Genomic DNA, 26,691 nt, shown 5'->3' with positions numbered 1-26,691 from the left:
ATTATGGAGCTGAATATTGATTTTTTCCATATTGTAAACGAAAACGTTGCAGAGAAGGGAAATATCCTGATTTCTGAGCCCTTCCTGGGGGATAATTATTTTCGCCGCTCGGTGGTCTATCTCACCGAAAATAACGAGGAGGGTTCGCTGGGTTTTGTCTTAAACAAGCCCATCGGGGTAAGCATCAATGAGATTGTGGATGATTTCCCGGAGTCCGGCTTTACCATTTCCATGGGCGGTCCGGTGAGTTCTAATACGGTCCACTATATACATACCCTGGGTGCCCGGGTCCCCGACAGTGTACTGGTGGCCGACGGCATCTTCTGGGGAGGTGACTTCGACCTGATTAAAGAGCTGATTGCCGAGGGGGCTGTTAAACCTCATGAATTAAGATTTTTCCTGGGTTATGCCGGCTGGTCGCCGGAACAGCTGGACGGGGAGATGCAGGAGCACGCCTGGCTGGTCGGAAAAATACCTCCCAGGCTGGTGATGCAGGCGGAAGACCCTGAATTCTGGAAAAACACCATGGCCAGTTACAACAATAAATACCGCGCCTGGGCCAATTTCCCCGAGGACCCCGGCCTCAATTAGTTCCCCGGTCCACGGTTTCAAGGATCTCCCGCAGGTCACTGTTGGATTCAATCCGAATAGTGCGCAAACCGGCTGCTTTCCCTGCTTCAACATCCCGCCGGCTATCCCCGATCATCCAGGAGGCAGCCCGGTCGATCCGGAAGCGAGCCAGGGCTTTTTCAATCATCAGGGCCTTTGGTTTCCGGCACAGGCAGGCTTCCTGATCCGGGTGATGCGGACAATAGCAGATCTCATCCAGATGCACCCCCTTTTGTTCCAGCATACCGCGGAGATATTCATGCAGGGCCTCCACGTCTGCGGCACTGTACTCGCCTTTACTGATTCCTCCCTGGTTGCTGATCACGATCAGCATATATCCCCTTGCCTGCAGCTCCCTGAGTGTCTCAATGACCCCGGGGTTGAGCTGCAGATCTTCCCTGCGCCAGATGTAATAGTGCTGAGCATTGTTATTGATGGTTCCGTCCCGGTCCAGGAAGATCGCTTTTTTTTTCATGGGAACAGTTTTTCAAGAAATACCAGGAACAGGGAAGGCTCCAGGAGGATGGGGAATACAAAGCCCACCACCGCTCCCCAGAAGTGGGCCGAGTGGTTGATGTTATCGCTGTTTCGCCTGCTCATGTAACTGGAGTAAGCCAGGTAAAGAACTCCGAACAGGATGCCCGGTATGGGGAGCACCATATAGAAATAGATTTTCTGCAGCGGGGCAAAGAAGATATAAGTGAAGACAATGGCCGAAACAGCCCCGGAGGCTCCTACAGCACTGTATCCTTCCACATTCCGGTACCTGGTGATGGTGGCGACAGAAGCCAGGGAGATGCCGGCCACATAGAGAAATACAAAGAAAAAGGGCCCTGAGAAGATCAGTCCGGCCTCCTCCAGTTGTGAAAATACCTCTTCGATATAGGTCCCGAAGGAATACAGCACCAGCATATTGATCCCCAGATGAAAATAGTCGGCATGAAGGAAGGCGTGGGTGAAGATCCGGTAGTACTCTTTATGATGCACCACGCGGGCGGGGGAGAGGTCCAGACGGTAAAACATTTCCCTTCTTCTGAAGGCAAGCACCGAAACAAGTATGGAAAGGATTACAATGATCAGGGTAATCACAGGCAGGGGATTAGGTGTGAAGTATCTTAAAGACCAGCTCGCGGGTCAGCTCCCCTTCCGGGGTGGTATTACCCTCATAACCTTTGGAGCGCATGTCGTAAATACGCAGCAGAGAGATAATTTCCACCAGCCTGGCAGCCGGGTAGCGTCTGGCAGCCATTTCGTAATCCTTTACAAAAAAAGGATTGACCTTCAGCACGGAAGCCAGGTTTTGTTTCGATTTATCTTTGGTGTAATGAAACAGGAGCAATTTGGAAAAGAAGTAGTAGAGCGAAACGATGGTCAGGGGAATGGGATATTTCCGCGGATTTTCGGCAAAGTAGTTGATGATCCGGTTGGCTTTAAGTGCATTCCTGTCGGCCAGTGCATTTTGCAATTCAAACTGGTTGAAATCCTTACTGAAACCGATATGTTTCTCCACCAGGGCAGGGGTGATGTTCCGTTCATCTTTACCTATGGCCACGATCAGTTTCTCCACTTCGTTGGCAATTTTCGACAGGTCGCTTCCCAGGAATTCGGCCAGCAGGGCAGCTGCCCTGGGCTCCATGCGGAACTTCCGCCCGGAGGCATAAGCGGCGATCCAGCCGGGAACCTGGTTATCATATAACTTTTTGGACTCGAAGCACACGGCTTCCTTCTCCAGGAGCTTGAAGATCTTCTGTCGCTTATCGGGTTTTTTATATTTATAGTTGATCACCAGCAGGGTGGAGGGCTGGGGTTTCTCTATATAGTGGATCAGGTCGCCAAAGCTTTTCATTTCCTGGGCTTCTTTCAGCACTACTACCTGGTGGGAGGCCATCATGGGGAACCTGCGTGCCAGATCCGAAACCTGACCTGCCTCAGATTCTTTTCCATACAGGATGGTCTGATTAAAGCTCTGTTCTGCTTCGCTTAATACCTTCCCGGTAATAAAGGAAGTGGCCAGGTCTATAAAATAGGGTTCATCCCCCCACAGGAAATAGACGGGTCTGTAAGCTTTGTTCTTCAGGTCGCCGATCAGCTGCTCGTAAGTCATTCCCATGCTTTCTAAAATCGGAGGTGTTTTACAGATTCCCGGTGGTCAATGATCTCATGCAGGGATTCAATTCCTATCTCCAGGTGCATCCTGGCATAATTTTCCGTAACCATGCGGTCGCTCTCCCGGGTCTTTACCCCCTCCGGGATCATGGGTTGATCAGAGACCAGGAGCAGCGCTCCTGTGGGGATTCCGTTGGCGAATCCGACCGTAAACAGGGTCGCAGTCTCCATATCAATAGCCATACTTCGGACCTTTCTCAGGTACTTTTTAAATTTGCTATCGTGTTCCCAAACCCTGCGGTTGGTGGAGTATACCGTTCCGGTCCAGTAGTCCATCCCCAGGTTCCGGATCGTGGTGGAAACGGCCCTTTGCAGGGTAAAGGCAGGAAGGGCAGGTACCTCGTGGGGCATATAGTCATCGGAGGTTCCCTCACCCCTTATGGCTGCAATAGGCAGGATAAAATCGCCCAGGGAATTCTTCTTTTTTAATCCCCCGCACTTCCCCAGGAAAAGAACCGCTTTCGGAGGGGCAGCCGCTAAGAGATCCATTACCGTGGCAGCATTGGCACTTCCCATTCCGAAATTGATCATGGTTATGCCGTTAAAGGTAGCCGCAGGCATGGCCACTTTACTGTCGACCACCCCGGTATTACCCATCTCACAGAACATATCGAGATAGCCCTTGAAATTGGTTAACAATATATGCCTGCCCAATTCCCCGGCGGGTATTCCCGTATAGCGGGGCAGCCAGTTCTCAGTGATTTCCTTTTTTGTCTTCATGGGTCTCAATTTCCGGGACCATCCCTGGTTTTCGTCCGATCTTTCTTACCTTGTAACTTCTTGCGAAGATAAGCCATTTCATGCGAAAACTGAATCTTCCGGCATATGATTTCCGGTACAGGAAGGAGGACGGGAGCCTGATGGTGCTGGATGTTTATAGAAAACGTTACGTGAAACTCACTCCCGAAGAGGAGGTGCGGCAGAGATTTGCCCGCTACCTGGTGGAGGAAAAGGGATTCCCGGCCTCGCTTCTGATGACCGAGTATGCCCTGAAAGTGAATAAACTCTCCCGCAGATGTGACATTCTGGTGCACAAACCAGCCGGACATCCCGCCCTGCTGGTGGAGGTCAAGGCACCGGAGGTTAGCATTAATCAGGCCACCTTCGATCAGGTGGCCCGTTACAACCTGGCCTTCCGGGTGAGCTACCTGATCGTTACCAATGGGTTAAAGCACTTTTGTTGCCTGATCGATTTTGAAACCGGGCAGATCAGATTTCTTAGTGAAATCCCGGCTTATAAGGATATTTAGCGGGCATTTACGAGTGAATCGAGAATTTCCTGACCGCTTAATGAATGATACCCGGCCTGCATAATCTCCTCTAACAAATTCCGGTAAACGATCCAGATACCGGGATGAGTGTTTTCGTCCAGGCGGCAATTATGCCATAATAATGAAAAAACCCCCTGAAACCTGCTGAGCTCTGAAAGAATGGGGCGGATTGTTTCGGGAAGCGAAGCGGGAGGGACATTCATATATTGCAACAGGGTCAGTTCCATAACACACAAAGGGAGCTGCCAGATATTCATGGGCTCTTGATTTTCAAAGTCATACAGTCTGAATGGATGGGCAAAGGAATTTCTGAAGCCAGGCTGCTCCGCAAAACCGAGGCTGGCATCATACTCCAGACCTGCCTGTATCTGGATGGCAGGTGTAAGAGGATGCCGGTATTTTAAGAAATGTTGCCGGACCCCTCTGACCGTACTGCTGCTTACTGCCTGAAGCCGCTGAACACTACCATTCATGGATGCCTGATCTTCGCTGCTTTCCAGGGTAGCATGCAGGCCAATCTCGTGACCTCTGCCGGAAAGGTAAGCAATCAGGGCCCTGATTTTTTTATCCCTGAACCGGTACAGGGAGTTTTTTCCCGACCCCTTCTCCAAAAAAAACCAGGTGGAAGTAATATTCAGGCTGCTTTCAAGATCGCACATCTCCTCAAAGTTCCAGTATGGATCTTTACCGCCGGAGAGCAGGCCCTGCATATGCTCTTTCAGCTTTTTAACCTGCGTACTCAAAGGGCTTGAATCAGGCCTGAGTCGAAGGATTTGCATTCCCGTATAGACCAGGTTGCGTAAAGAGTATTTTTTTATCCTGTCCACATCATGGGAAAGAAACAGCACCGGACCACCTCCGGTTTTTTTCTTAAAATTCAAGCCATTCAGGGTGCAGAATTTCTCAAAGGCTTCCAGGAGCACTTCAAAATAGTAATTCACCACCGGAATTTTTGTGATGCCCAGCCGGTATTGAATGGAAAATTTCCAGGGGAATCGTCCCTCTGCATCCCTTTCCGATGCATGGTACTCCTGGAATCCTGATAGCAGGTAGAAGGCCGATTTTAACAGGTCGTGGTGGAACAGGATCTGTTTCCCCTGAACGGAATACCAGTGCTTCCGGTCCGAACAGGGAAACAGGACGGGGATTTCAGAAATATAAACGACACGGCCCGGATCCAGGGCTTGATCTGATGGGGGTATAAGCAGGGAGTTGTATTCTGACCGGACCTTGTAAGACAGATAAGTTTCTATCCGGACCCCTTCATAAAGCTTATCCAGATGCGCGAGCAGGTAATGAATCTCTTTGTCATTAACCGGCCGGTTCATTATGCAGCTTTTGTAAAAGAAGCTCATCTTCATACGCGGAGCCATCGAAGAGCCATTCTTTCTTTCTTCCCGTCTCCACGAATCCTGCTTCTTTAAACAGTTTGATGCTGGCGCTGTTCCCTGCAGCGATGTGGCAGTAAAGCTGATGAAGGTGGAGTACCTGGAAGCCGTATTCCACCATGGTCTGAAGAGCCTCCCTGGCATAGCCCTTTCTTCTGTCGGAGGGTTCTGCAATCAGGATCCCGACCCCGGCCCGGTGGTGGTGCGGATCAAAGTCGAACAGGTCAATGGCTCCCACCGGCCGGCGCTTGCTTTTTAGCTGGATGATCAACCTGAGTTGTTTTGCCTGGAAAATATCTTTCCCGGAATGCTCCAGATACTGTTTCAGTACATACCTGGAGAAAGGGGCCAGGGTACCGCTTACCTGCCAGATGTCGGGGTCGTTCTCCCAGATATACAGAAGATCCAGATCCTCAGGCTCAGGAGCCCTGAGAGAGATGCTATGATTCTCCAGGACAGGCATTTTATTTTTGCTTATAGGAAATCACCCGGTAGCTTGATTTTTCACCGGTCAGGGCCTTGAAGGAGTCGGTGGCGGAATCGTAAAGAACCTCGATCTCCTCACCGGTCTCATTGTTCACCAGGATGATGGCAAAATCCTTCTGACTGATCCCGGGAGGATCCTCGGCCAGGGTAAGATCGTTACTCACAAAACTTTCCATATCCAGAATCTCCACATACCACAGGTCCCGTTTTCCGATGCCCTCATTGGTAAAGCGGGTATAGAGTGCCTGCAGCCCGCTGTTGATGGGCACGTAGAAGGTGTTATCGCCGGTCGTATTCAGGGGATAGCCGATATTGGTGGGTTGTGACCAGATATTGTTTCCTTCCAGTTCACACCTGAATATATCATAACCGCCCATATTAAAATGTCCTTTGGAGGCAAAGATGAGCCGTTGGCCATCGGGTGAGACAAAGACGGAACTTTCATCCATATCTGTATTGATCTGATCCCCCATGTTCCGGGGTTCTCCCCATTCACCATTACCAAGCCTCTCGGAAACCCACAGGTCCAGGCCTCCTTCTCCGCCTCGCCGGTCACTCGAAAGATAGATGTACCTGCCATCCGGACTGAACGAGGCATGGTCCTCGTTGCCGTTCGAGTTTATCTCTCCTTCTATGGGGCCGGCCGGACTCCAGGTATTCCCATTGAACTGGCTGATCCAGATATCCTTATTGCCTCTTTTATTTGTTTTAATAAGCAGCAGACTGGTTCCGTCGAAAGAAAGCCCGGTGGGAAACAAATCTCCATCTGAAACGACCTGGGGGGTGATCAACACAGGAATGCCCCACTGGTTGTTTGCCCGGACAGACATATATATGGCCTCATAAAAAGTCTTGCTGTTGGCCCAGACCATGACCCGGCCATCCCCGGAAATCACCCCGTTGTAGTCATCGCTGGGGCTATTGATGGGTTCATTGAAATACAGAGCCCTTAAAGGGATCTCGGCATCTTTGATGATCTTGGCCCTCTCTACGGCCAGTACGGCCTCTTCAGTAATCCGGTAGTTATATTTCCTGTCAAATTCCTTCAGATCCTTGAACTTGTTGAGGGCGTCGAGCGCTTCATCCATCTGATTGGTTTTGCTATAGGCCTCTGCCAGGTAGAACCAGGCGTGATGCGGCGCTCTTTTTTCTGAAAACTTTTTGTCTTTGTATTTCAGGTTTATATCCCGTGTAGATTGTTGAAGGAAGGGGATTGCCCTGTGTTCAGAACCTTCGATGTTTATGTAACACCTGCCAAGCAGGTATTTAACGTTGGCATTATCGGGCTCCATGCTGAGAACCTGATAAAACAGGTAGGCGGCTTCCTGGTAATCCTCGTCCTCCTCAAAGAAGAAAATGGCATCATAGAAATTTTCTTCTGCCGACTGGGCCTGCAGGGAAAGGGTCCACACACACAATAATATAAAAAAGGACAGTTGTCTCTTCATAATCAAAGGCTTATGAAACTACTCATCCAGTTTTAAGTGGTCGGGGATCTCCACTTTTTCCATTTCAAGAATCACATCCTCTGTGACGCTGACCCTGAATTCAACCCTGCGGTTCAGCATCCTGCCATCGGGTGCATCTCTTTCATCCCTGGTGGTATTCCGGGCCACATGCTCACGCTCACTCATCCCGACGGCGGACATTCGTTCATTTGATATTCCGTTAAGTATTAAGTACTTATAAACAGTCATGGCACGATTAACCGAGAGGCGCTGGTTGTATTCGAAGCTCCCTTTGGCATCGGTGTGCCCGGTAATCTCGATTTGCAGTGAGGGGTGCCGCTCCATAATGGAGGAAAGGATATCCAGCCTGGACCTGCTCTCCCTGGAAAGCGTATAACTGTCAAAATCAAAATAGATGGGCCTCAGGTAATACTTCTCCGGAACCGCTTCAGCCTGCTCCACGGGTACCTCCACTGCGGCCACCTCTTCCACCACGGCCTCTTCCACCTCTTCCTCCTCGTCCAGGCTCACCGCCACAGGGATGTCATTGCGTCCGATCATTTCAAATTTAAAGAGATCGTAGCCGGACAATTTTCCCTGTGCAAACAAAAGCGAGTGATTCTCTTCCTCCACTCCCCCGGGTGCATAGGGGAAGTCATCGTCGGAAGTATTCAGGGGGTAACCCAGGTTGACCGGTAATTCAGGAAAATTTCCATCATCGTTTATCTCCGTATAGAATACATCAAATCCTCCCATGGTACTGTGTCCCTGGGAACTGAAATACAGCCTTTTCCCATCGGGACTCACTACCGGAACATCTTCATTCAGGACGGTATTGATACCCGGTCCCAGGTTAACCGGTTCTCCCCAGGTGCCATCTTCCTGCAAATCACTGCGGAAGATATCCATTCCGCCTGAGGACTCTTTCCGGTTACTTGAAAAATAGATTGATTTCCCGTCGGGCGACAGAGCCGCATGTGCTTCATAATACCTGGAATTAATGGGTTTCCCCAGGGAGAAAGCCGGGTTCCAGCGATCGTTTTCATAGACGGAGGTATAAATATTACTGGTAAACTCATCCCTGACAGCCAGCAGCATTTGCTTCCCGTCGTTGGAGAGTCCCACCACATCCATATTCCCGTCAGAGGCAATGGAAGGAGTAATATTATTTGGTTTGCCCCATACATCCCCGTTTTTTACAGCCACATACACCCCGTTGTAGAAGGGGTTTTTTCCCATAAAAGCCACAGTTCGGAGATCGCCTGACAGCAACATATTGTATCTCGATGTGTGAGTCTCCTGCAACTGTCCCAGGTTCCCGGTTTTATACTCCACCGGACTGGCCGTTCCCACCAGCGCATGCCCGCAGGAAACGATTTGCTGGTCCACGTAAGCCTGAAGAGTGAGGTCTTTGGGATCGATATATTTGGCAAATGCATTAAACTTTTCAATGGCTTTGTCAATCTCCATATTGATCCTGTAGGCATTAGCCAGGTAGAGCAGAGCTGCCGGAGGGGCATCCTTCTCTCCAAATTTTCCCTCCTTTACCTGGGTGGAAATGCTTTCTTCCGCTTTTTCCAGGTAGGGGATCGATTCTGTTTTCCGTCCCGGTATATTCAGCAGGCATAATCCCATTCGATAGTTGATATAGGCGTTATCCTGATACCCTTTGTTATATACTTTCCCAAACGCGTACAGGGCTTCTTCATAGTCCTCCTCAGCCAGAAAGAATTCACCATCGTTAAAGTCAACCTTAATGTTCTGGGCCAGGATCATTGCAGACAGAAGACAGAAGGAGGTGAACAGGTAAAGTCTTCTCATATCGGGCAGATTTAGCGTGAATATTACAAATTTAAAAATTTAATCGACAGTACAATAATGCCCGCGGCTAATCTCCCTGCTTTTCCTTCCTTTCACGACGCCTCCACCAGGCAAGGATAAACCAGATCAGTCCTGCACCGGTTGCGGCAAGCAATGCCAGTATCGGCCAGGATAATTTACGGCCCCGGGTATCTCCGCCGCCAGGCTCCTCTGCCGGCTGAAGCTCTTCGACCGTCTGAGGCCCGGCTTCTGTCTGAAGCTCTTCTTCTGTCTGAAGCTCTTCTTCTGTCTGTAGCTTTTCGACCGTCTGAGGCCCGGCTTCCAAGTCTTCAAGCCCGGCCGGTATTTCCTGCTCAGCTTCAGCAGGCAGCGGTTCCACAGCCACCACAGAGAAGCGGTTCCGGTGTATGTTCCCGTCCTGATCGCTTAGCTCCAGTTCGATCTCACTGCTGCCCGGCAATGGAAGGATCTGCAGATCGGTTCTGCGTTTATCCGTAAGCAGCGTATCCGTACGAACCAAAGTGGAATCCTGGTAGGTCCTGATTAGCAGAGTACTGCCTCTTGGAACAGTGAGAGGGATGCTCAGGGGATGCTCTGTCTCTCCCCTGTAAAGGGTTTCCCTGAGTTTGATTTTACTGTCCTCGCCTTCAAAGAGCAAGGGCTCTTCCACCATGTATGCCAGTTCAATATTGTCTTCCAGGACAATCCCGCTTTTTTCCGACCCGGCAGTGATCCGGAGGGGCCTGATCAGTTCTTCATACCCTTCCCCTGTGAAATGCAGCTCATAAATACCCTGCTTCAGGGAAAATGCAAAGCTGCCATCTTTGGCCGGCGAGCTGTATATAAGCGTATCTCTGCTGCCGGTATCTATGACATAAATGGCCGTGCGGGTAGAATCAATCCTGCCGTTTTCCGTTCGGAGAGTGCCTGAAACGGAATAGAATCGTGGATTGTCCACCGAATAGATGTTCATGTAATAGATATCATGGAGTCCGATTCCCCTGGGGCTGTAGACCGCGTAATAGGCTGAATGGCCCTTATTGACCGGCTGGAAATAGAGGTCGTCATCGGTGGTATTGACGGGGTAGCCCATATTTACAGGCTCAGACCAGCTGCCATCCCCTTTTTTCCTGGAGAAAAAGATGTCGTACCCGCCCATGTTGAAGTGGCCGTAGGAGCTAAAATAGAGTGTCTGGCCATCTTCGCTGATATAGGGGCACTCCTCGTTATAGGGGCTGTTTATGGTGGGGCCCAGGTTCACCGGAAGGCCCCATTTCCCGTCGTCCTGAAGTTCAGACTGATAGATATCCAGGCCGCCAAAACCTCCTTTCCGGTTACTGGTGAAATAAAGGGTCTTGCCGTCCTGGCTGAAACTGGCGTGAGATTCCCAGTATTTGGTGGAGATGTTTTCATCCATGATGGTGGCCGGCAGCCACATGCCATCCTCGAATCTGCTGTAATAGAGGTTCCCGATGTAATCGTCATCGTAATAGAGGATCATTTCACTTCCATCCCAGGAAAGGGCCACCGGATAAACATCCTCGTCAAAGCCCAGGGTTTGCGTAATAATCTGGGGATAGGACCAGCCATCCTCTCTTTTTTCCGTATAGAAGGCTGCATCATAAAAGGGCAATTTGGTCACAAAGGCCATTTTAGTTCCATCGCCCGAAACGACCGGACGAATATCGGAATAGGGGGTGTTGATCAAAGAATCCAGCAGCATCAGATCAATATCCACCGGCATGTTTAGAAGTCTCTGTGCATTTTTACAGGATTGAATCTGCGACAGGACCAATTCTTCATCGTACACGGAATTGTCCATGATCTTCAGGAATTCCTGATAGGTGTCGATGGCCCGGTTAAGCAGCTCGTTCACCTGGTAGGCATTCGCCAGGAAGTAGAGTACATCGGGAGGGGCGGTACGCTCTTTATAACTGTTCTCTTTATAATCCGGATTGATGTTATCGCTGGCATCCAGCAGGTACTGGATGGTCCTGTCCTTTTGATAAGGATCGTTCATGAGGCATATTCCGATTTTGTATTTGAGATTTTCGTTACCCGGATCAGATTCCAGAAGAGATTCGAACAGGGGAAGAGCTTCCTCGTACTCTTCGAAAAGGAACCAGGACTCGGCATCCAGGAAAATGTCACGAATCGAATCTCTTTGTGCAAAAACCAGGGCCGGAACAGCAAATATGATCAGGAGGGATAATAACAGAATTCTTTTCATGCAGAAGCAATTTTAATAAAATTAATCAAAAAATCGCTTCATATCTTTCTGAAACTCCGTGTGATTATTAACAGGTCGGTAGTGAGACGGTAATCTTTGGAATAGACGATATTGATTTCGTTTATCCGTTCCGGGCTCAGTGATCCGGGAGGGTAGTGGACACCCGGATTCAGAATTCCTTTTTTAAGCGGGGGCAGGTCCGGTTGATCCGGGTGCCCCGAAGGAAGGTATCCCACCCAGGTCCGGAATCCCAGAAGAACCCACAGGGTATTCCCCACACTGTTGAAGTGCCCCTCCACAAAGAGGATCCAAAGGGGGAAAGTGAGCAGAAGCAGGAGCGAGGATGCCACATCAAAAAGCCTTTTGCTTCGCCGGTTCGATTCTTTCCCGATGGAATTGAATGGAATAGTGTAGAGATCGCCCGAAGTATTGATGGAGTTGCTGCCGATGATCGACAGGCTCTCCGGCGGCGCAATCTTAAAATCCACAGAACTCCCTATGAGCCGTGTCATGATCCTGATAATACTCCTGGAGGGAAGGTCTTTGGAGCAAAACACGATCTCATCTACACGGTGAATGGCAAGGATTTCATCCAGTTGGTCGATCTGACCGATATAGTTGGCACTCTCTGTTCCTCCGGGGGTATCTGAACCGGGGGCGACAAAGCCAATGATATGGGGACGCGCCTGGGTTTCCTTTAACAGGCCGCTTACTCTTACGGCCTCTTCTTCCAGTCCCACGATAAGCAGACCTTTTTGCCTGTTCAGATCGATCTGGTAATCGCTGCTTCCCGCCAGGTGCAGAAGCAAGCGGAGGCCCATGGTTCCCAGGATGGCCCATAAGGAACCCAGGAAGATCAGGGCCCGGGAGAACCTCCAGTCCAGGGGCAGCAGGGCATAAATCACCAGAATGATGAGGGTGCCCACCAGGTGTCCTTTAAAGAAGGAGCCCGGGCGCAGCGGTTTGTCATACCCTCCCGAATAGTAGAGGGAGAGCAGCCAGATCAGGATATAGGCAGGCACCACGACCCGGAGGAACTGGGGGGGATAATAGCCTGCAGTATTAAATCTGACCTGTTCCCAGAAAGGGAGTACAAAGAGGTAGCCCAGGAATATGCAGGTTCCGTCCAGAACGGGTCTGTAGATACGGCTGAGAAAACGCTTCCCCAGGGAAAGGGCTGCCCGGAAGTAGATGGCCATATTGATCAGCCGGCTGAAGGTCTTTGCCCTTTTTGAACTAAAGTGCTTACCGGCGAAGATGATCATGGCCTGGTAAAACATCAGCACGTAATTCAGACTCCCTTTTTTGGTACTCTCACCTTTGTAATGGATGATGGTCGTTTCCGGGAAATAGTAGTTCTTATATCCTGCTTTTGTAATCCGGTAGGAGAGATCTATATCTTCCCCGTACATGAAGAAGGACTCATCCAGGGTTCCTGTTTTCTCCAGGGTCTCTTTCCGCAAAAACATAAAGGCACCTGCCAGAACATCCACCACATGGGTACGGTCCTTGTCGAGATGGCCCAGGTGGTATAAGCCAAAACGCCTGGACCTGGGGAAAAGGCGCGCAAGTCCGGACATTTTGTAAAAGGAGACCCGTGGTGTGGGAAGGGCGCGTTTTGACTCGGGGAGAAATGCCCCCTTCCCATCGATCATTTTTACACCCAGGGCACCTGCACCGGGATGGGAATCCATAAAACCGATGCATTTGGTAAAAGTGTCCTCCTCCACCACGGTATCCGGATTCAAAAGCAGGATATAACGGCCCGACGACAGGGAGATGGCCTGATTATTGGCCTTTGAGAAGCCTGCATTTTCACGGTTTTCGATCAGATGCACCCAGGGAAATTTTTGCCGGACTTCGCCTGCGGAGCCATCCACCGAATTGTTATCCACCACGAAAACCTCTGCCCGGGCCTCCCCCTTTTCCAGTCTTTTGACAGCCTGGTGTACCGAATGGAGGCACTGTTCAAGGAAGTGCTTCACATTGTAGTTGACGATGATGACCGAAAGATCCATGTTAGTCTTTTACAGGGTATCGATCTCGAGCTGCTTACGGAGCAGGTCCTCCATATCCTCTCTTTCCCTGATCAGGTGGTCCTTCCCCTGATGCACCATTATTTCCGCAGGCCGGAACCTGGAGTTGTAGTTGGATGCCATGGCATAACAGTACGCACCGGCATTCTTAAAGAGCAGGTAGTCTCCCTCGGCGGCCTCACTGATCTTACGGTTCCATCCGAAGGTATCGGTCTCACAGATATATCCCACCACCGTGTATATCCTGGTTTTCCCTCCCGGTTTGCTTACATTGATAATTTCATGATAGGCATCATAAAACATGGGCCGGATAAAGTGGTTGAGGCCGGTATCAAGCCCTGCAAATACCGTGGAGGTGGTTTGCTTGATCACATTGACGCGGGCTACAAAATAGCCTGCCTCACTGACCAGGAATTTTCCCGGTTCAAAGACCAGGGTAAGCTCTTTCCCGTACTCCTTGCAGAAGCGGTTGAAGCGTTTGCTCAAATCCTGCCCCAGGGCCTCCACGTCCGTGTATACATCGTCGGCCTTGTAGGGCACCTTGAATCCGCTCCCAAAATCGACATACTCGAGTTCCCTGAACTCCCCGGCGGTCTCGAACATGATCTCTGAGGCTCTCAGGAAGGTCTCCATGTCGAGAATGTCCGAGCCTGTGTGCATATGGATCCCTTCCACCTTCATGTGATTTGTCTCCACAATACGGTGCACATGGGGTATCTGGTAGATGGAGATGCCGAACTTAGAGTCAATATGACCCGTAGAGATTTTATTGTGGCCCCCGCCAAGAACATGGGGATTGATGCGGACACATATGGGAATACTGGCACCATGCCTGTTCCCGAACTCCTCCAGGATGGCTATGTTATCGATATTGATCCGCACTCCCAGTTCCACCGCTTCTTCGATCTCCTCAATGGAAACGCAGTTGGGGGTGTAAAGAATATCCTGTGGTGCAAATCCGGCTCTCAGTCCCAGGCTAACCTCCTGCACGGAGACAGCATCGAGCCCCGATCCCAGTCCCCGGAATAGTTTCAGCACGTTAATATTGGTCAGCGCCTTACAGGCGTAATTGATCTTTACCCTGGTCCCGGAAAAAGCGCCTGTGATCCGCTTGTACTGCCGGATCATTACCTCCGTATCATAGATGTAGAGGGGTGATCCGTACTTTTCTGCCAGTCCGGTAACAGATAGCCCCCCTATGGTATACTGGTTCTTCTTAAGTTCCATGTTTGCTGTGTTTAAAGGTCTCCTCAAAGGAGGTCCGGTTCAGGAGGGAACGCCCCAGGGTCACCTCATCGGCATATTCCAGGTCATCTCCGATGGCCAGCCCTCTGGCCAGCGTGGTGATCGTAAGCGGGTATTCCTGGAGCCTGCGGTAAATATAAAAATTGGTCGTATCGCCTTCCATGGTGGTGCTGAGGGCCAGAATGACCTCTTTGCGTCCGCCCGATTTTACTTTCTGCTCCAGCGAATCAATGGTCAGATCGGCCGGACCAATGCCATCCATGGGGGAGATGATCCCCCCCAGCACGTGGTAGACCCCGGTAAACTGCTGGGTATTCTCAATGGACATTACATCGCGGATCGATTCTACCACGCAGATGGTCTGTTTGTCCCGGTAAGGATCTGAACAGATGTAACATACTTCGCTGTCCGAAATATTGTGGCACTCCCTGCAGGTGAGAATCTCCTCCTTCATCCGGAGGATGGTACGACCAAAATGCTCCACATCTTTGTCATCCTGCTTTAGCAGGTGCAGTACGAGCCTGAGGGCGGTTTTTCTTCCGATCCCCGGGAGTGTGGCAAACTCATCTACCGCTTCTTCCAGTAGTTTTGACGAATAGTTTTGCATAGATGCCTCAAAAATAGCATATATAATTTTCATCTTCGTGCGATTTTATTCAATTTTGCCACACATCTTAGCCCAATCGCCCATCGCACCTTGTCAGCCACACTGATCATATCCATCATCCTTGCCTACTTTCTGCTGCTGCTGATCATCTCCTGGTTTTCGGGAAGGGGAGCCGGGAACGACGCCTTTTTCCTGGGCGAACGCAAATCTCCCTGGTATGTGGTGGCCTTCGGCATGATCGGGGCATCCCTTTCGGGAGTGACCTTTATTTCTGTACCGGGATGGGTGGCCGACAGCCAGTTTTCTTATATGCAGATGGTGCTGGGTTACCTGCTGGGTTATGCAGTGATAGCCAACCTGCTGATGCCGCTTTATTACCGTTTGCAGCTGACCAGTATTTACAGCTACCTGGAGAAGCGTTTTGGCAGGTCCTCTTATAAGACCGGGGCCTCTTTTTTCCTGCTCTCGCGTATTATAGGGGCCTCCTTTCGCCTCTTCCTGGTTGCCAGCGTCCTCCAGCTCACCGTATTTGATACCTGGAACATCCCCTTTTATGTGACGGTGATGGTGACCATCGGCCTGATCTGGCTGTACACCTTTCGCGGGGGGATCAAGACCATTATCTGGACCGATACCCTGCAGACCTTCAGCATGCTGACTGCCGTGGTGGTCTCCATTCTGCTGATCACCCGCCATATGGACCTTTCACTGGGAGAGATGATCGGGCGGGTGGTGGCCGGAGGGGATGCAAAGATCTGGATCCTTGATGACTGGCACAGGGAGAACCATTTTTTCAAGCACTTTCTGAGCGGTGCCTTTATCACCATCGTAATGACCGGACTGGATCAGGATATGATGCAGAAGAACCTGAGCTGCAGGAATATCCGGGAAGCCAAAAAGAACATGTACCTGATGAGTATCTCGCTGGTTCCGGTGAACCTGGTCTTTCTCTTTCTGGGGGCGGTCCTGATCCAGTTTGCACAGTTCAGCGGGATGGCCATACCTGAAACCACCGATCATTTCTTCCCCGTGGTGGCCACCGGAGGTTACCTGCCCCAGGTGGTAGGGGTTTTCTTTATCGTGGGACTGGTTGCCGCGGCCTACTCCAGTGCCGACTCGGCCCTGACTGCCCTGACCACCTCATTTACCGTGGATATCCTGGAGGCACAGAAGTGGGAGGACGGGAAGCTGACGCGCACACGCCGGACGGTGCATCTGGCCATCTCAGTGATTCTCGGGCTGGTGATCATGCTGTTCCGGGCCATCAACGACGAAAGTGTGATCTCGGCCATTTTCCGGGTGGCCGGATATACTTACGGCCCCCTGCTGGGCTTGTATGCCTTTGGTCTGTTCACCCGCCTGCAGGTACGAGACCGGCTGGTTCCCCTGCTCGCCATTCTGTCGCCCCTGTTTTCCTTCCTGCTGAGTCACTATTCGGAGCAGCTCTTCCGGGCTTACCAGTTTGGCTTTGAACTGCTGATAGTGAACGGTGCCATTATGTTCGGGGCATTGTTACTGACCAGCAGGAAAACCACAAAACAATCAGGCCGCTGAGGACAAACAACCAGACTTATTGACAACATAAAGGGGTTTTGACATCTTCAGGTAAGGGATGACTTGGTGTTAAGCCTTTTGCAAAATACTTTTGACCTTAATTCCTCTTTGTTTGTCAGCTTAGGTTTTAGATTAATCAAAAAAGGAACCGAACTTATTTTCAGGAATCTGATTTAGAGTTAGAATTTATGCGCCTGTCTATGAATTTTAAGGATTAATCAAATAGGACCTGTTATGCATTGATAATCTTATGCATAAAGTCTATTTTTATGTATATTACTTAAGGTCTAACTAAAATGGAAATGCTATGAGAAAACTATTGTACATTATGGCAGGATTAATTATGGCTTTAGTCATGGTTTCCTGCGAAAAGCAAGACAAACAAGATCTGGGGATCGATGCACTTAAAGCTGCCAATGCTTCAAAAGTAGTCGTAGATATAGGAGATAACATTCCTACGAGTCTGGATCAGGAAGTTATTCCTCAGGTCATCCCCGGAGAGAACAAGGGCGGAAACAGGACCTGTATTGAGGTCTTTGATTATTTTGCCCCGGACGCTGAATGTGGAGTTGATTATCTCTGTGGCGACAAGGTGGATTGGGATGATGATGCTGAGGGTTTTGCCTCCAGTTTTCCGTCTGGCCTGAATGTAAGCGTTGATGGTATCCACATCGCATTCTCCATCGATGGGTGCTTGGAGATCAATGGGGAATTCTATAAGGTAGGAGCGGTGATCGTGAAGGGTTCCAATGCAGCCAATGTCTATTTCTATGATGGAGGCACCACTTTTGACGGAGGACTTGCTGCACCGGGCGACAAGCACATGGTCAGCAACCTGACCTTCTGTTTTGTGCCTTGTGATCTTGAAGAGCCTGAGGATGAAATATTTGGTGTGAAAGTATGGTATTATACAGGTGATGATTGTGGAGAGGAATCCTATGCATTAAGTAAAGGTTCAATATTCCCTCATGAAAACGCCGGTTGGTGTAATGGATTAGGGTACAGTATTTATGAGGATACCGATGGTGTTCCTGTAGACCTTGGTGGAGTAGGTGAAATTACGGTAGTTGATGGAGCTATTACAATTACAATGAATGATGATAAAATCTTTTCGGCCAGTGTATTTGTGGGGGATGAGTCTGAGTTAGATGAAAATTCTTGTCCCGCTTACAAAGTTGATTGGCACTATGAAAATAATATTTGTGAAAACGAATTTACATTCGATGCTTCTACATTCACTGATGATTAATATGCATGAGCATTAAGGATTTATATAGTTTTACGGAGATGGCCTCATCGTGGGGTCATCTCTTATTTTTACCCGACAGCTTCCCTGATAATTTTATCAGCCCGGCTCAGGGCCTTATCGATTCCTGAGGGATTTTTCCCTCCGGCGGTGGCAAAAAAGGGCTGACCGCCGCCACCGCCCCGGATCTCTCCGGCCACCTCCCGGATCAGGGTGGAGGCATTCAGACCGTAGGACTCTGTGGCCACCTCAGAAAGCATAAAGGCCAGGTGCGCCTTTCCGTCAATTTCCGCACCCAGGATCAGGCATATCCCGGGGTGCCTGGAGCGCACCTGGAAGGCCAGGTCGCGCAGAAGACCCGGGTTGTCCAGCTCGACCCGGGAGGTGACCAGGGAAATATCCCCGATTCGTTTCCTGCGGTCTTCCAGGTTCCTGGCGAGGATACCCAGCATGTTTTTCTGGAATTTACCCACCTGTCTGACCAGTTCGCCGTGCTCACTGAGTACAGATCTGACTGCCCTGACCACGTCCTTCTGATTCTCAAAATTTTCAGCGATCTGCCTGACGATCTCCACATGTTCGTCCAGGTAGCGTTCAGCCGCCTCGCCGGTAAAGGCCTCGATGCGCCGGATGCCGGCAGCAACGGAGGATTCCCGGAAGATCCGGAAGATCCCGATCTGTCCGGTGGCAGCCACATGGGTTCCTCCACAGAGTTCCACCGATTCCCCGAATTTAATGACCCGGACGGCATCCCCGTATTTTTCGCCAAAGAGTGCCAGGGCCCCCATCTCCTCTGCTTTACTTTTGGGAACCGCCCGATGCTCCTCCATGCTGCTGTTTTGGCGGATCATCCGGTTGACCAGATGCTCCACCCTGCGGAGTTCCTCATCACTCACCTTTTGAAAATGGCTGAAATCAAAACGAAGGTAATCCGGTTCGACCAGGGAGCCTTTCTGCTCCACATGTTCGCCCAGGACCTCCCTGAGCGCATGGTGCATCAGGTGGGTGGCCGTATGATTGTTGGCCACCCGGGTTCTGCGAGCCAGGTCAACTTTAGCGATAAAGCTGGCTGCCGGATCTTCCGGCAGCTTTTTGCTCACATGAATGATCAGTTCATTTTCCTTCCGGGTATCGATGATCTCCACCTTCTCCCTTTCATTTTCGATGAATCCCCGGTCGCCCACCTGTCCGCCGCTTTCGGCATAAAAAGGGGTGATGTTAAAAACCAGGTGGTATTGTTCCTTCTTCTGGACAAGCACCTTGCGGTAGCGGCTGATTTTCACCTCTGTGGAAAGCCGGTCATAGCCCACGAACTCTTCGTTTTTATCCTCCAGAAGTATCGTCCAGTCGCCCGACTCTGTTTCGGCCGCTTTCCTGGAACGGCTTTTCTGTTTCTCCATTTCGACCTGGAATTCCTCCAGGTTTACTTTCATACCCTTCTCGCTGAGGATCAGCTGGGTCAGATCCAGCGGAAATCCAAAGGTGTCGTAGAGTGTAAAGGCCTCTTTTCCATGAATGATATTGCTCTGTCCGGCCTTTGCTGTCTCCACGAGCCGGTCCAGAAGGCCTATGCCGGTTTCCAGGGTGGAGAGAAAGGAGAGTTCCTCCTCTCTGATAACACGCATGATCAGCTCTTGCTGGGCGTCCAGCTCAGGGAAAGCCTTCCCCATAGTTTGAACCAGGGTGGGGATCAGGGTGTGCATAAAGGCTTCCTTCTGCCCCAGATAGGTAAAGCCGTAACGGACGGCCCTGCGCAGGATCCGGCGGATTACGTAACCTGCCTTGTTGTTCGAGGGAAGCTGGCCATCGGCAATGGAGAAGGAAATGGCCCTCAGGTGGTCGGCCACCACCCGCATGGCCACATCGGAGGATGGATCCGAACCGTACGGAGTGCCGGAGAGCCTGGCGATCTCCCCGATAAGAGCCTGAAAGAGGTCGGTATCGTAATTGGATTTTTTTTGCTGGATGGCCATGCAGAGCCTTTCAAAGCCCATCCCGGTGTCGACGTGCTTTTCAGGGAGGTTCTCCAGCTCTCCGCCGGCTTTCCGGTTGAACTGGATGAAAACCAGGTTCCAGATCTCGATTACCAGGGGATGGTTGCGGTTGACCAGTTCCACGCCCGGCACCTTTTTCCGGTCTGCTTCATCGCGCAGGTCCAGATGAATCTCGGAACAGGGTCCGCAGGGTCCGGTATCGCCCATCTCCCAGAAGTTATCTTTCTTGGAGCCATTCAGAATCCGATTGGAAGGAAGCAGCTCCCTCCAGTAATCAAAGGCTTCCTGATCGCGATCGACCCCGTCCAGGGGATCGCCTTCGAATACAGTGACGAAGATACGGTCGCTCTTCAGCTTCATACGTTCGGTAAGAAACTCCCAGGCCCAGCCAATGGCTTCTTTTTTGAAATAGTCCCCAAAGGACCAGTTGCCCAGCATCTCAAACATGGTATGATGATAGGTATCGTGACCTACCTCCTCCAGGTCGTTGTGCTTGCCGGCTACCCGCAGGCATTTTTGGGTGTCGCATACCCTTTGGAAGGAGGGCTTGCGGGTTCCCAGGAAATAGTCCTTGAACTGGTTCATCCCCGCATTGGTAAACATCAGCGTTGGATCGTTCTTCAGAACCATGGGGGCGGAGGGCAGAATCTGGTGTTCTTTCTCCTTAAAAAAATCCAAAAATGCCTGTCTGATCTCCTGCGATGTCATTGAATATTTTGAGTTTGTTGATTAAAAAGGTAACCCTGGGGCGCAAATTTCGTAAATAAAACCGTGTTATGAACAAAAAATAACTTTTTTGACGAATATTTGGGTAATTAACTGTCATTGTCTATTTTTAGCCCCCATAAGCTAGCGGATGTTTGGTAAGAAGTATTATATAAATCTGGAAACACTTCGTTATGAGCGAGTTAAATTAACGCAAAAACAGCGTATCCGCTACCTGGGTCTTTTTTCATTCGGACTTATTTCCATCGCGATTTTGATGAGATTTGGTTTTGAGAGGATATACCCTACTCCCCGTCAGATTATTTATGAACAAGAAAATAACACTTTAAGGGCCGAATATGCTGCTCTGAATTCGGAGTTGAAGGAGGTGGAAGCTCAACTGGCCGACCTGCAAAACAGGGACGACCGCTTCTACAGGGCCATTCTGAGCCTGGATCCGATTCCTAATTCCATCCGCGGGGTGGGTACGGGGGGGGCGCTTCGTGATCAGCACCTGAGAAACCTGAGGGAACCAGGGATGGTCCTGGACGTTTCGCAGCGAATCGATAAGATCTCAAACAAGGTAAGAATCCAGAACTCCAGTCTGAATGCGATCCTGGAGGAGGCTGTGGAGAAGCAGCATTTTCTGGCATGCAGACCATCGATCAACCCCATTTCACCTGCAGATCCTTACTGGCTTACTTCCAGCTACGGATACCGGAACGATCCCTTCACCGGTCAGCGCACAGCACATCATGGAATTGACCTGGCAGGTCCCACCGGACTTGATATTCACAGCAGCGGAGCCGGAACGGTCGTATTTGCAAAGATGAGCCTGTACGGATACGGGAAAGAAGTGCTTATAGATCATGGTTACGGATATACTTCCCGTTATGCGCATCTGGATGACATCTTTGTGAAACCAGGGCAGGAACTGAAGCGGGGTGAAGTTATCGGGACCCTGGGCTGTACCGGACGATCGACCGGTCCGCACCTTCATTACGAAATCCGGAAGGACGGCAGGGCAGTAAATCCCACTTATTTCTTCTACGAAAATCTCTCCAGGGATGAGTATTCCCTCCTGGCTTCCAATGCAGGAGCTCCGGACAACGCATATCACTCCCTGGCGCTGAGCCAGAAATAATACCCCTGAGCCGGAATTAGTACCTCGATCCGGAATTAGTACCCCTGAGCCGGAAATATTTCCTATTTTTGCACTCAATTGTTTGACTGAGACGTGTGAATGGAGCATTCGAAGTTTAAATTCAACCCGGAAAATCTGGATTACAGGAAGCTGGATGACAGTCTGGGAGCCCGTATATGGCGTTTTGTTATCTATATGGCAGCCATAGTGGTGATTGCCGTGCTCCTGAATGTAGTCTATTCACTCTTTTTTGATACTCCAAGGGAGCGGCAGATCCGGAGAGAGAACGAAATGCTCCTGGAACAGTATGAGGCACTCAGTGAGAGAAAGCAGATGGTGGATACGGTCATCCAGGAAGTGGAGCAGATTGACAAGGATATTTACCGGGTGATCTTCGAAACAGAACCTGTACAGACAGCCGGTAACCAGCTTACAGGCCTGGACTATCAGAAACTGCTGAAGACCCCGGATAAAGAGATTGTTCACCATTCGGCCCGGAAACTGGATTCCCTGATGCTTCATCTGAAACAAAGCAAAACGCAGTACGATATCCTGATGATCAGGGGAGAGAAGCAGTTGGAGATGCTTCCTTTCATTCCGGCCATTCAGCCCATCGAGAATCAGGACCTGACCCTCATCGCCTCAGGATTTGGTAATCGCATCCATCCCATCTATAAGATTTTCAAGATGCACAACGGGATCGATTTTTCTGCCCCGGTGGGGACTCCTGTATTTGCTGCTGCGGATGGCCAGGTAGAGTCGGCTGTCCGCTCAGAACGCGGACTTGGAAACCAGATACGGATTGAACACGACTTTGGCTACAGCACCTTCTATGCCTGTCTGGACGAATTGATGGTGAGGCAGGGGGCCCGGGTAAAGCGGGGCGATCAGATCGGAACAGTGGGCGATTCGGGACTGAGCGTGGCCCCCCACCTTCATTATGAAGTACATCTGAATGGTGAGCCCATGAATCCCATTAACTACTTTTTTCTGGATCTGACCCCGGAAAAATATGACCGGGCGATCGTTATTTCGATGATGTCGGGCCAGTCTTTTGATTAATACACTTTTTTGGTATATTGCGTTCCGTATGGAGAGATTCCGGTTTAACCCTCAAACACTAAGCTACCAGAAGATCGAATTCAGCCAGAGGCAAAAATTTGTGCGTTTCCTGGTTTTTTTAGGGTTAACTCTCTCTATATCTGCAGCATTTCTGTTTTTCAGGGACTTTTTTATAAGCTCTCCCCGAACAGAAAACCTGGAGGCCAAGCAGCAGAAAATCACCTATGAACTAAGCCTGATGAACAGGGATTTTGCAAGTTATGAGCAAAAACTTGATCAAATGGCTTTTAATGACGACCATATTTACCGGGTATATTTTGAGGTCCGGCCCTGGGCTATCCGGAGCGTGGGTGTGGGGGGATCGGAAAAATACAGTTGGCTGGAGCAGCAAAAATATGAAGATCTTCTCCGGGAGACCTATATGAACATAGATCAGATCGAGCGTAAGCTGGTGATGCAGTCCACCTCCTTTGATGAAGTCATTGACCTGGCCTGGGACAAGGAGGAGTGGATGGCAGCGCGACCGGCAATTCAGCCTATCGGGATGAAGGATCTGGTTCGCTTCGGATCTTCTTTCGGAACACGAATGCATCCCATACTGAAGGTGGTCAGGCCCCATGAAGGCATCGATCTGACTGCGCCGAGGGGAACCAATATCTATGCCACTGCAGACGGAGAGGTGCTCCAGGCGGGGTACCGGGCAGGCGGCTTCGGGAAAAAGGTATTGATTGATCATGGATTTGGATTCCGCACCGTCTATGGTCACTGCGATGAAGTTCTCGTGGAGGTCGGACAGAAGGTTAAGCGGGGTGAGGTAATTGCCAGGGTAGGGAGCACAGGGCTCTCCAAGTCGCCCCATCTCCATTACGAGGTTCATGTGAACGGACGCCCGGTGGATCCGATTAACTATTATACCAACGATCTTTCGGCCAAAGAGTTTGAGAAAATGATTGACATGCTCTCCCAGGCTGATCCCTCCTTTGATATTAACTGATACAGGGTACAGGCTATGAGGCTGGTGTTTGCAGGTTTAATGGTCTTACTGGTGTTCACCCTGCAGGCGCAAAAGCCCGGGCCGGTCTTTCTTCCCCGTCCCACCCCGGATTACTGGATTCAGGACAGTCTGGCCCTTCACCCTGAAGAAGAGTCTCTGGCCGATACCATTCCCCCGGAACTTGCTGCCCCGGCCCTGAGCGATTCCATGCTCTGGAGTTATCTCTACCTGGAAGACTCGCTCCGCGAGGGCTCCCTGACCATTATCGGAACAGGGGATATTATGCTGGGGACAAACTATCCATCAGAGAGTTATCTTCCCCCGGGAGCCGACTGCAGCCCCATTCTCAGGCCGGTGCATGAAGTTCTTCAGTCGGGCGACCTGCTTTTCGGAAACCTGGAGGGGGTATTCTGTCCACAGGGAGGCAGCCCGAAAAAATGCAGGAACCTGAGTCAGTGCTATGTGTTCCGGATGCCGGAACACTTCTTATCCTGTATCGTGCATGCGGGCTATGATGTGCTGAGTGTGGCTAATAATCATGTGAACGATTTCGGACCGGCGGGCAGAGCATCCACCGCCGCATTGCTTGATTCGGCAGGCCTTGCTTTTGCCGGATTTGTAGGTTATCCATGGACCCTGTTTGAAAAGGAGGGGGTCGTATATGGATTTGCTGCTTTTGCTCCCAACAAGGGCACCATGGACCTGAAGGATTATGACAGGGCCGCTGAAATTACAGCCATGCTGGATTCTCTGGCCGATGTGGTGATTATCTCTTTTCACGGAGGCGCGGAGGGAAAAGATCACCAGCATGTGGTACGGGGTGACGAGGAGTACCTGGGGTACAACCGGGGCAGTGTATACCACTTTGCACACCGGGTGGTGGATGCGGGTGCCGATGTGGTATTCGGGCACGGACCGCATGTGACCAGGGCGGTGGAGCTCTACAAAGACCGTTTGATTTGTTACAGCCTCGGGAATTTTGCCACCTACAGGCGATTTAACCTCAGCGGGCCCAACGGAATCGCCCCCATTATAAAGGTCACTGTGGACCGGGAGGGTGGATTTCTGCAGGGAGAGGTGGTCTCCATCTACCAGCCTGGAGAGGGTGGACCAAGAATTGATCCGTCTGCCAGGGCTCTGGCAAGACTCAGGGAGCTGAGCGAAGCTGATTTTCCTGAACAGGAGCTGGTGGTGGACAGTGATGGAATTCTCTGGAAAAATGATTAAATTGAACTCTGTTTAACTGAAAACCAGTGTCCCATGCCTTATAAGGAAGCCAGAGTGGAAAAGCTTTATTACTCCATCGGGGAGGTGGCGAAAATGTTTGATGTCAACACTTCCCTGATCAGGTTCTGGGAGAAGGAATTTGATATCATTAAGCCAAAAAAGAATAAGAAGGGCAACCGGCTTTTTACAAAGAAGGATATTGAAAATTTTCATATTATCTACCACCTGGTGAAGGAGAAAGGAATGACCCTTAAAGGGGCCAGTAAGAAGATGAAAGAGAATAAGGAGGATACGGAACATAATTTTGAAATCATCAGGTCCCTGGAACAAATCAAGGACATGCTCACTGACCTGGTTACATGATCACACTCAGAGAGATTACCGCTTACCTGGAGGGCCTGGCGCCACTCTCGCTGCAGGAATCATACGATAATTCAGGATTGCAGGTAGGTGATCCGGGCATGAAGGTAAGCGGGATTCTGGTAGCTCTGGATGTAAGCGAGGAGCTGGTGCTCGAAGCGGAAAAACTGGGATTAAACCTGGTGGTTTCGCATCATCCGGTCATTTTCGGTGGACTGAAATCTGTGACAGGCTCTTCCATGCCCGAACGGATTGTGAAACTGGCCATTCAAAAAGAGATAGCGATCTACAGCGGCCATACCAACTTTGATGCCATCAGGGGAGGAGTGAACAGCGCACTGGCAAACCGGCTGGGGCTGGTGGATCAGGAGATTCTGGATCCGGTCGGGGGAGCCCTGAAAAAGCTGGTGGTCTTTGTTCCCCATGCACAGTTGGAACGGGTTCGTCAGGCTATGTTTGATGCCGGAGCGGGAGAAATAGGAGCCTACGACCACTGCAGCTTCAATCTCGAGGGCACCGGAACCTTCAGGGGGGGGGAGGGAAGCCATCCCTTTGCCGGAGAAAGCGGGGTTTTTCACCAGGAAGCAGAAACCAGACTGGAGACCATTGTTCCGGCTGAACTGGCTTCCGCGGTGGTCAGGGCCATGAGCTCTTCCCACCCCTACGAAGAGGTGGCCTATGATCTTTATCCCCTGGAAAACAAGGATCCCCGGAGGGGCATGGGGATGATCGGCAGACTGGAGCATCCCATGGATGAGGAGGCCTTCCTGGGATTTCTGAAAGACCGGTGCCGGGCCAGTGTTGTCAGGCACAGCAAGCTTCTGGGAAAAGGGGTGAAAAAGGTGGCGCTTTGCGGAGGATCGGGCAGTTTTCTGCTGGGAAAGGCTAAAGCAGTCGGGGCGGATGTTTTTGTGACAGGCGATATGAAATACCATCAGTTTTTGGAAGCTGATGGAAAGATCGTGGTGATGGATATCGGTCATTTTGAAGGTGAGCAGTTTACACGGGAGCTTTTTTATGATCTACTTAGAAAAAAATTCCCTAAATTTGCAGTCCGTTTATCGGAAACTGAAAAAAATCCAATTAAATATTTTTAGT

Annotated in this window: 23 protein-coding genes; 10 read left to right on the top strand and 13 right to left on the bottom strand. The window is 50.5% G+C overall.

Annotated features, from left to right (window positions below; translation table 11 throughout):
- Window positions 1–3 precede the first annotated feature (3 nt).
- Window positions 4–591 (top strand): YqgE/AlgH family protein, encoded by a 588-nt coding sequence (locus P1P86_05875; protein ID MDF1574703.1) that lies wholly within the window; start codon window positions 4–6, stop codon window positions 589–591.
- Here the strand turns inward: P1P86_05875 and P1P86_05870 are convergent.
- From P1P86_05870 to P1P86_05855, 4 genes are read right to left on the bottom strand one after another with little or no spacing between them, the layout of a single operon-like run.
- Window positions 584–1,084, bottom strand: a complete 501-nt coding sequence (locus tag P1P86_05870; GenBank protein MDF1574702.1) for an HAD family hydrolase — start codon at window positions 1,082–1,084, stop codon at window positions 584–586. The genes P1P86_05875 and P1P86_05870 overlap by 8 nt on opposite strands.
- Entirely contained in the window at window positions 1,081–1,698 is a 618-nt protein-coding gene (locus tag P1P86_05865; protein MDF1574701.1) for a rhomboid family intramembrane serine protease, read from the bottom strand. The genes P1P86_05870 and P1P86_05865 overlap by 4 nt, the downstream gene beginning before the upstream one ends.
- 10 nt (window positions 1,699–1,708) lie before the next feature.
- Window positions 1,709–2,713, bottom strand: coding sequence for a DNA polymerase III subunit delta (gene holA / locus P1P86_05860; protein MDF1574700.1), 1,005 nt, complete (start codon window positions 2,711–2,713; stop codon window positions 1,709–1,711).
- Between the two features lie 11 nt (window positions 2,714–2,724).
- Window positions 2,725–3,495 (bottom strand): AMP nucleosidase, encoded by a 771-nt coding sequence (locus P1P86_05855; protein ID MDF1574699.1) that lies wholly within the window; start codon window positions 3,493–3,495, stop codon window positions 2,725–2,727.
- An 80-nt stretch (window positions 3,496–3,575) separates the two neighbouring features.
- Between P1P86_05855 and P1P86_05850 the strand changes: the two genes are divergently transcribed.
- Window positions 3,576–4,025: a type I restriction enzyme HsdR N-terminal domain-containing protein gene (locus P1P86_05850; GenBank protein MDF1574698.1), complete on the top strand. Its 450-nt coding sequence runs from the start codon at window positions 3,576–3,578 to the stop codon at window positions 4,023–4,025.
- Here P1P86_05850 and P1P86_05845 read toward each other — a convergent pair.
- From P1P86_05845 to recR, 8 genes are all read right to left on the bottom strand, one after another.
- Entirely contained in the window at window positions 4,022–5,374 is a 1,353-nt protein-coding gene (locus P1P86_05845; GenBank protein ID MDF1574697.1) for a polysaccharide deacetylase family protein, read from the bottom strand. The two genes, P1P86_05850 and P1P86_05845, sit on opposite strands and share 4 nt — an antisense overlap.
- A complete protein-coding gene (locus P1P86_05840; GenBank protein ID MDF1574696.1) occupies window positions 5,358–5,897 on the bottom strand; it encodes a GNAT family protein in 540 nt (179 codons plus the stop codon). The genes P1P86_05845 and P1P86_05840 overlap by 17 nt, the downstream gene beginning before the upstream one ends.
- Window position 5,898: 1 nt before the next feature.
- On the bottom strand, window positions 5,899–7,368 hold the full coding sequence (locus P1P86_05835; protein MDF1574695.1) for a tetratricopeptide repeat protein: 1,470 nt from the start codon (window positions 7,366–7,368) through the stop codon (window positions 5,899–5,901).
- 18 nt (window positions 7,369–7,386) lie between these two features.
- The gene (locus tag P1P86_05830; protein ID MDF1574694.1) at window positions 7,387–9,189 is read right to left on the bottom strand and encodes an OmpA family protein; all 1,803 of its coding nucleotides are present in this window, start codon (window positions 9,187–9,189) and stop codon (window positions 7,387–7,389) included.
- A gap of 67 nt (window positions 9,190–9,256) precedes the next feature.
- A complete protein-coding gene (locus P1P86_05825) occupies window positions 9,257–11,419 on the bottom strand; it encodes a hypothetical protein (GenBank protein ID MDF1574693.1) in 2,163 nt (720 codons plus the stop codon).
- Between the two features lie 38 nt (window positions 11,420–11,457).
- Entirely contained in the window at window positions 11,458–13,437 is a 1,980-nt protein-coding gene (locus P1P86_05820) for a glycosyltransferase (GenBank protein MDF1574692.1), read from the bottom strand.
- Between the two features lie 9 nt (window positions 13,438–13,446).
- Window positions 13,447–14,682, bottom strand: a complete 1,236-nt coding sequence (gene lysA / locus P1P86_05815; GenBank protein MDF1574691.1) for a diaminopimelate decarboxylase — start codon at window positions 14,680–14,682, stop codon at window positions 13,447–13,449.
- Entirely contained in the window at window positions 14,672–15,340 is a 669-nt protein-coding gene (gene recR / locus P1P86_05810; GenBank protein MDF1574690.1) for a recombination mediator RecR, read from the bottom strand. Before recR ends, lysA begins: the two co-directional genes overlap by 11 nt.
- Before the next feature lie 57 nt (window positions 15,341–15,397).
- On the opposite strand from recR, the gene P1P86_05805 reads away from it, so the two are divergent.
- Together P1P86_05805 and P1P86_05800 are read left to right on the top strand one after the other, a co-directional pair.
- A complete protein-coding gene (locus P1P86_05805; GenBank protein MDF1574689.1) occupies window positions 15,398–16,861 on the top strand; it encodes a sodium:solute symporter in 1,464 nt (487 codons plus the stop codon).
- Between the two features lie 307 nt (window positions 16,862–17,168).
- On the top strand, window positions 17,169–18,110 hold the full coding sequence (locus P1P86_05800) for a hypothetical protein (protein MDF1574688.1): 942 nt from the start codon (window positions 17,169–17,171) through the stop codon (window positions 18,108–18,110).
- Window positions 18,111–18,178: 68 nt separating this feature from the next.
- Here P1P86_05800 and alaS read toward each other — a convergent pair whose 3' ends face one another.
- Window positions 18,179–20,809 (bottom strand): alanine--tRNA ligase, encoded by a 2,631-nt coding sequence (alaS, locus tag P1P86_05795; GenBank protein ID MDF1574687.1) that lies wholly within the window; start codon window positions 20,807–20,809, stop codon window positions 18,179–18,181.
- Between the two features lie 148 nt (window positions 20,810–20,957).
- Between alaS and P1P86_05790 the strand changes: the two genes are divergently transcribed.
- The 6 genes from P1P86_05790 (at window position 20,958) to P1P86_05765 (ending at window position 26,690) form a co-directional block, all read left to right on the top strand.
- Window positions 20,958–21,950, top strand: a complete 993-nt coding sequence (locus P1P86_05790) for a M23 family metallopeptidase (GenBank protein MDF1574686.1) — start codon at window positions 20,958–20,960, stop codon at window positions 21,948–21,950.
- A gap of 99 nt (window positions 21,951–22,049) precedes the next feature.
- Window positions 22,050–23,012, top strand: coding sequence for a M23 family metallopeptidase (locus P1P86_05785; protein MDF1574685.1), 963 nt, complete (start codon window positions 22,050–22,052; stop codon window positions 23,010–23,012).
- 28 nt (window positions 23,013–23,040) lie between these two features.
- Window positions 23,041–24,006, top strand: a complete 966-nt coding sequence (locus P1P86_05780) for a M23 family metallopeptidase (GenBank protein ID MDF1574684.1) — start codon at window positions 23,041–23,043, stop codon at window positions 24,004–24,006.
- Between the two features lie 15 nt (window positions 24,007–24,021).
- Entirely contained in the window at window positions 24,022–25,233 is a 1,212-nt protein-coding gene (locus P1P86_05775; protein MDF1574683.1) for a CapA family protein, read from the top strand.
- Window positions 25,234–25,266: 33 nt separating this feature from the next.
- Window positions 25,267–25,596, top strand: a complete 330-nt coding sequence (locus P1P86_05770; protein MDF1574682.1) for a MerR family transcriptional regulator — start codon at window positions 25,267–25,269, stop codon at window positions 25,594–25,596.
- A complete protein-coding gene (locus tag P1P86_05765) occupies window positions 25,593–26,690 on the top strand; it encodes a Nif3-like dinuclear metal center hexameric protein (GenBank protein MDF1574681.1) in 1,098 nt (365 codons plus the stop codon). The genes P1P86_05770 and P1P86_05765 overlap by 4 nt, the downstream gene beginning before the upstream one ends.
- The last annotated feature ends 1 nt before the right edge of the window (window position 26,691 follow it).

Source organism: Bacteroidales bacterium (genome assembly GCA_029210725.1).
Lineage (GTDB): Bacteria > Bacteroidota > Bacteroidia > Bacteroidales.
This window is presented reverse-complemented; position numbering and strand designations above follow the sequence as displayed.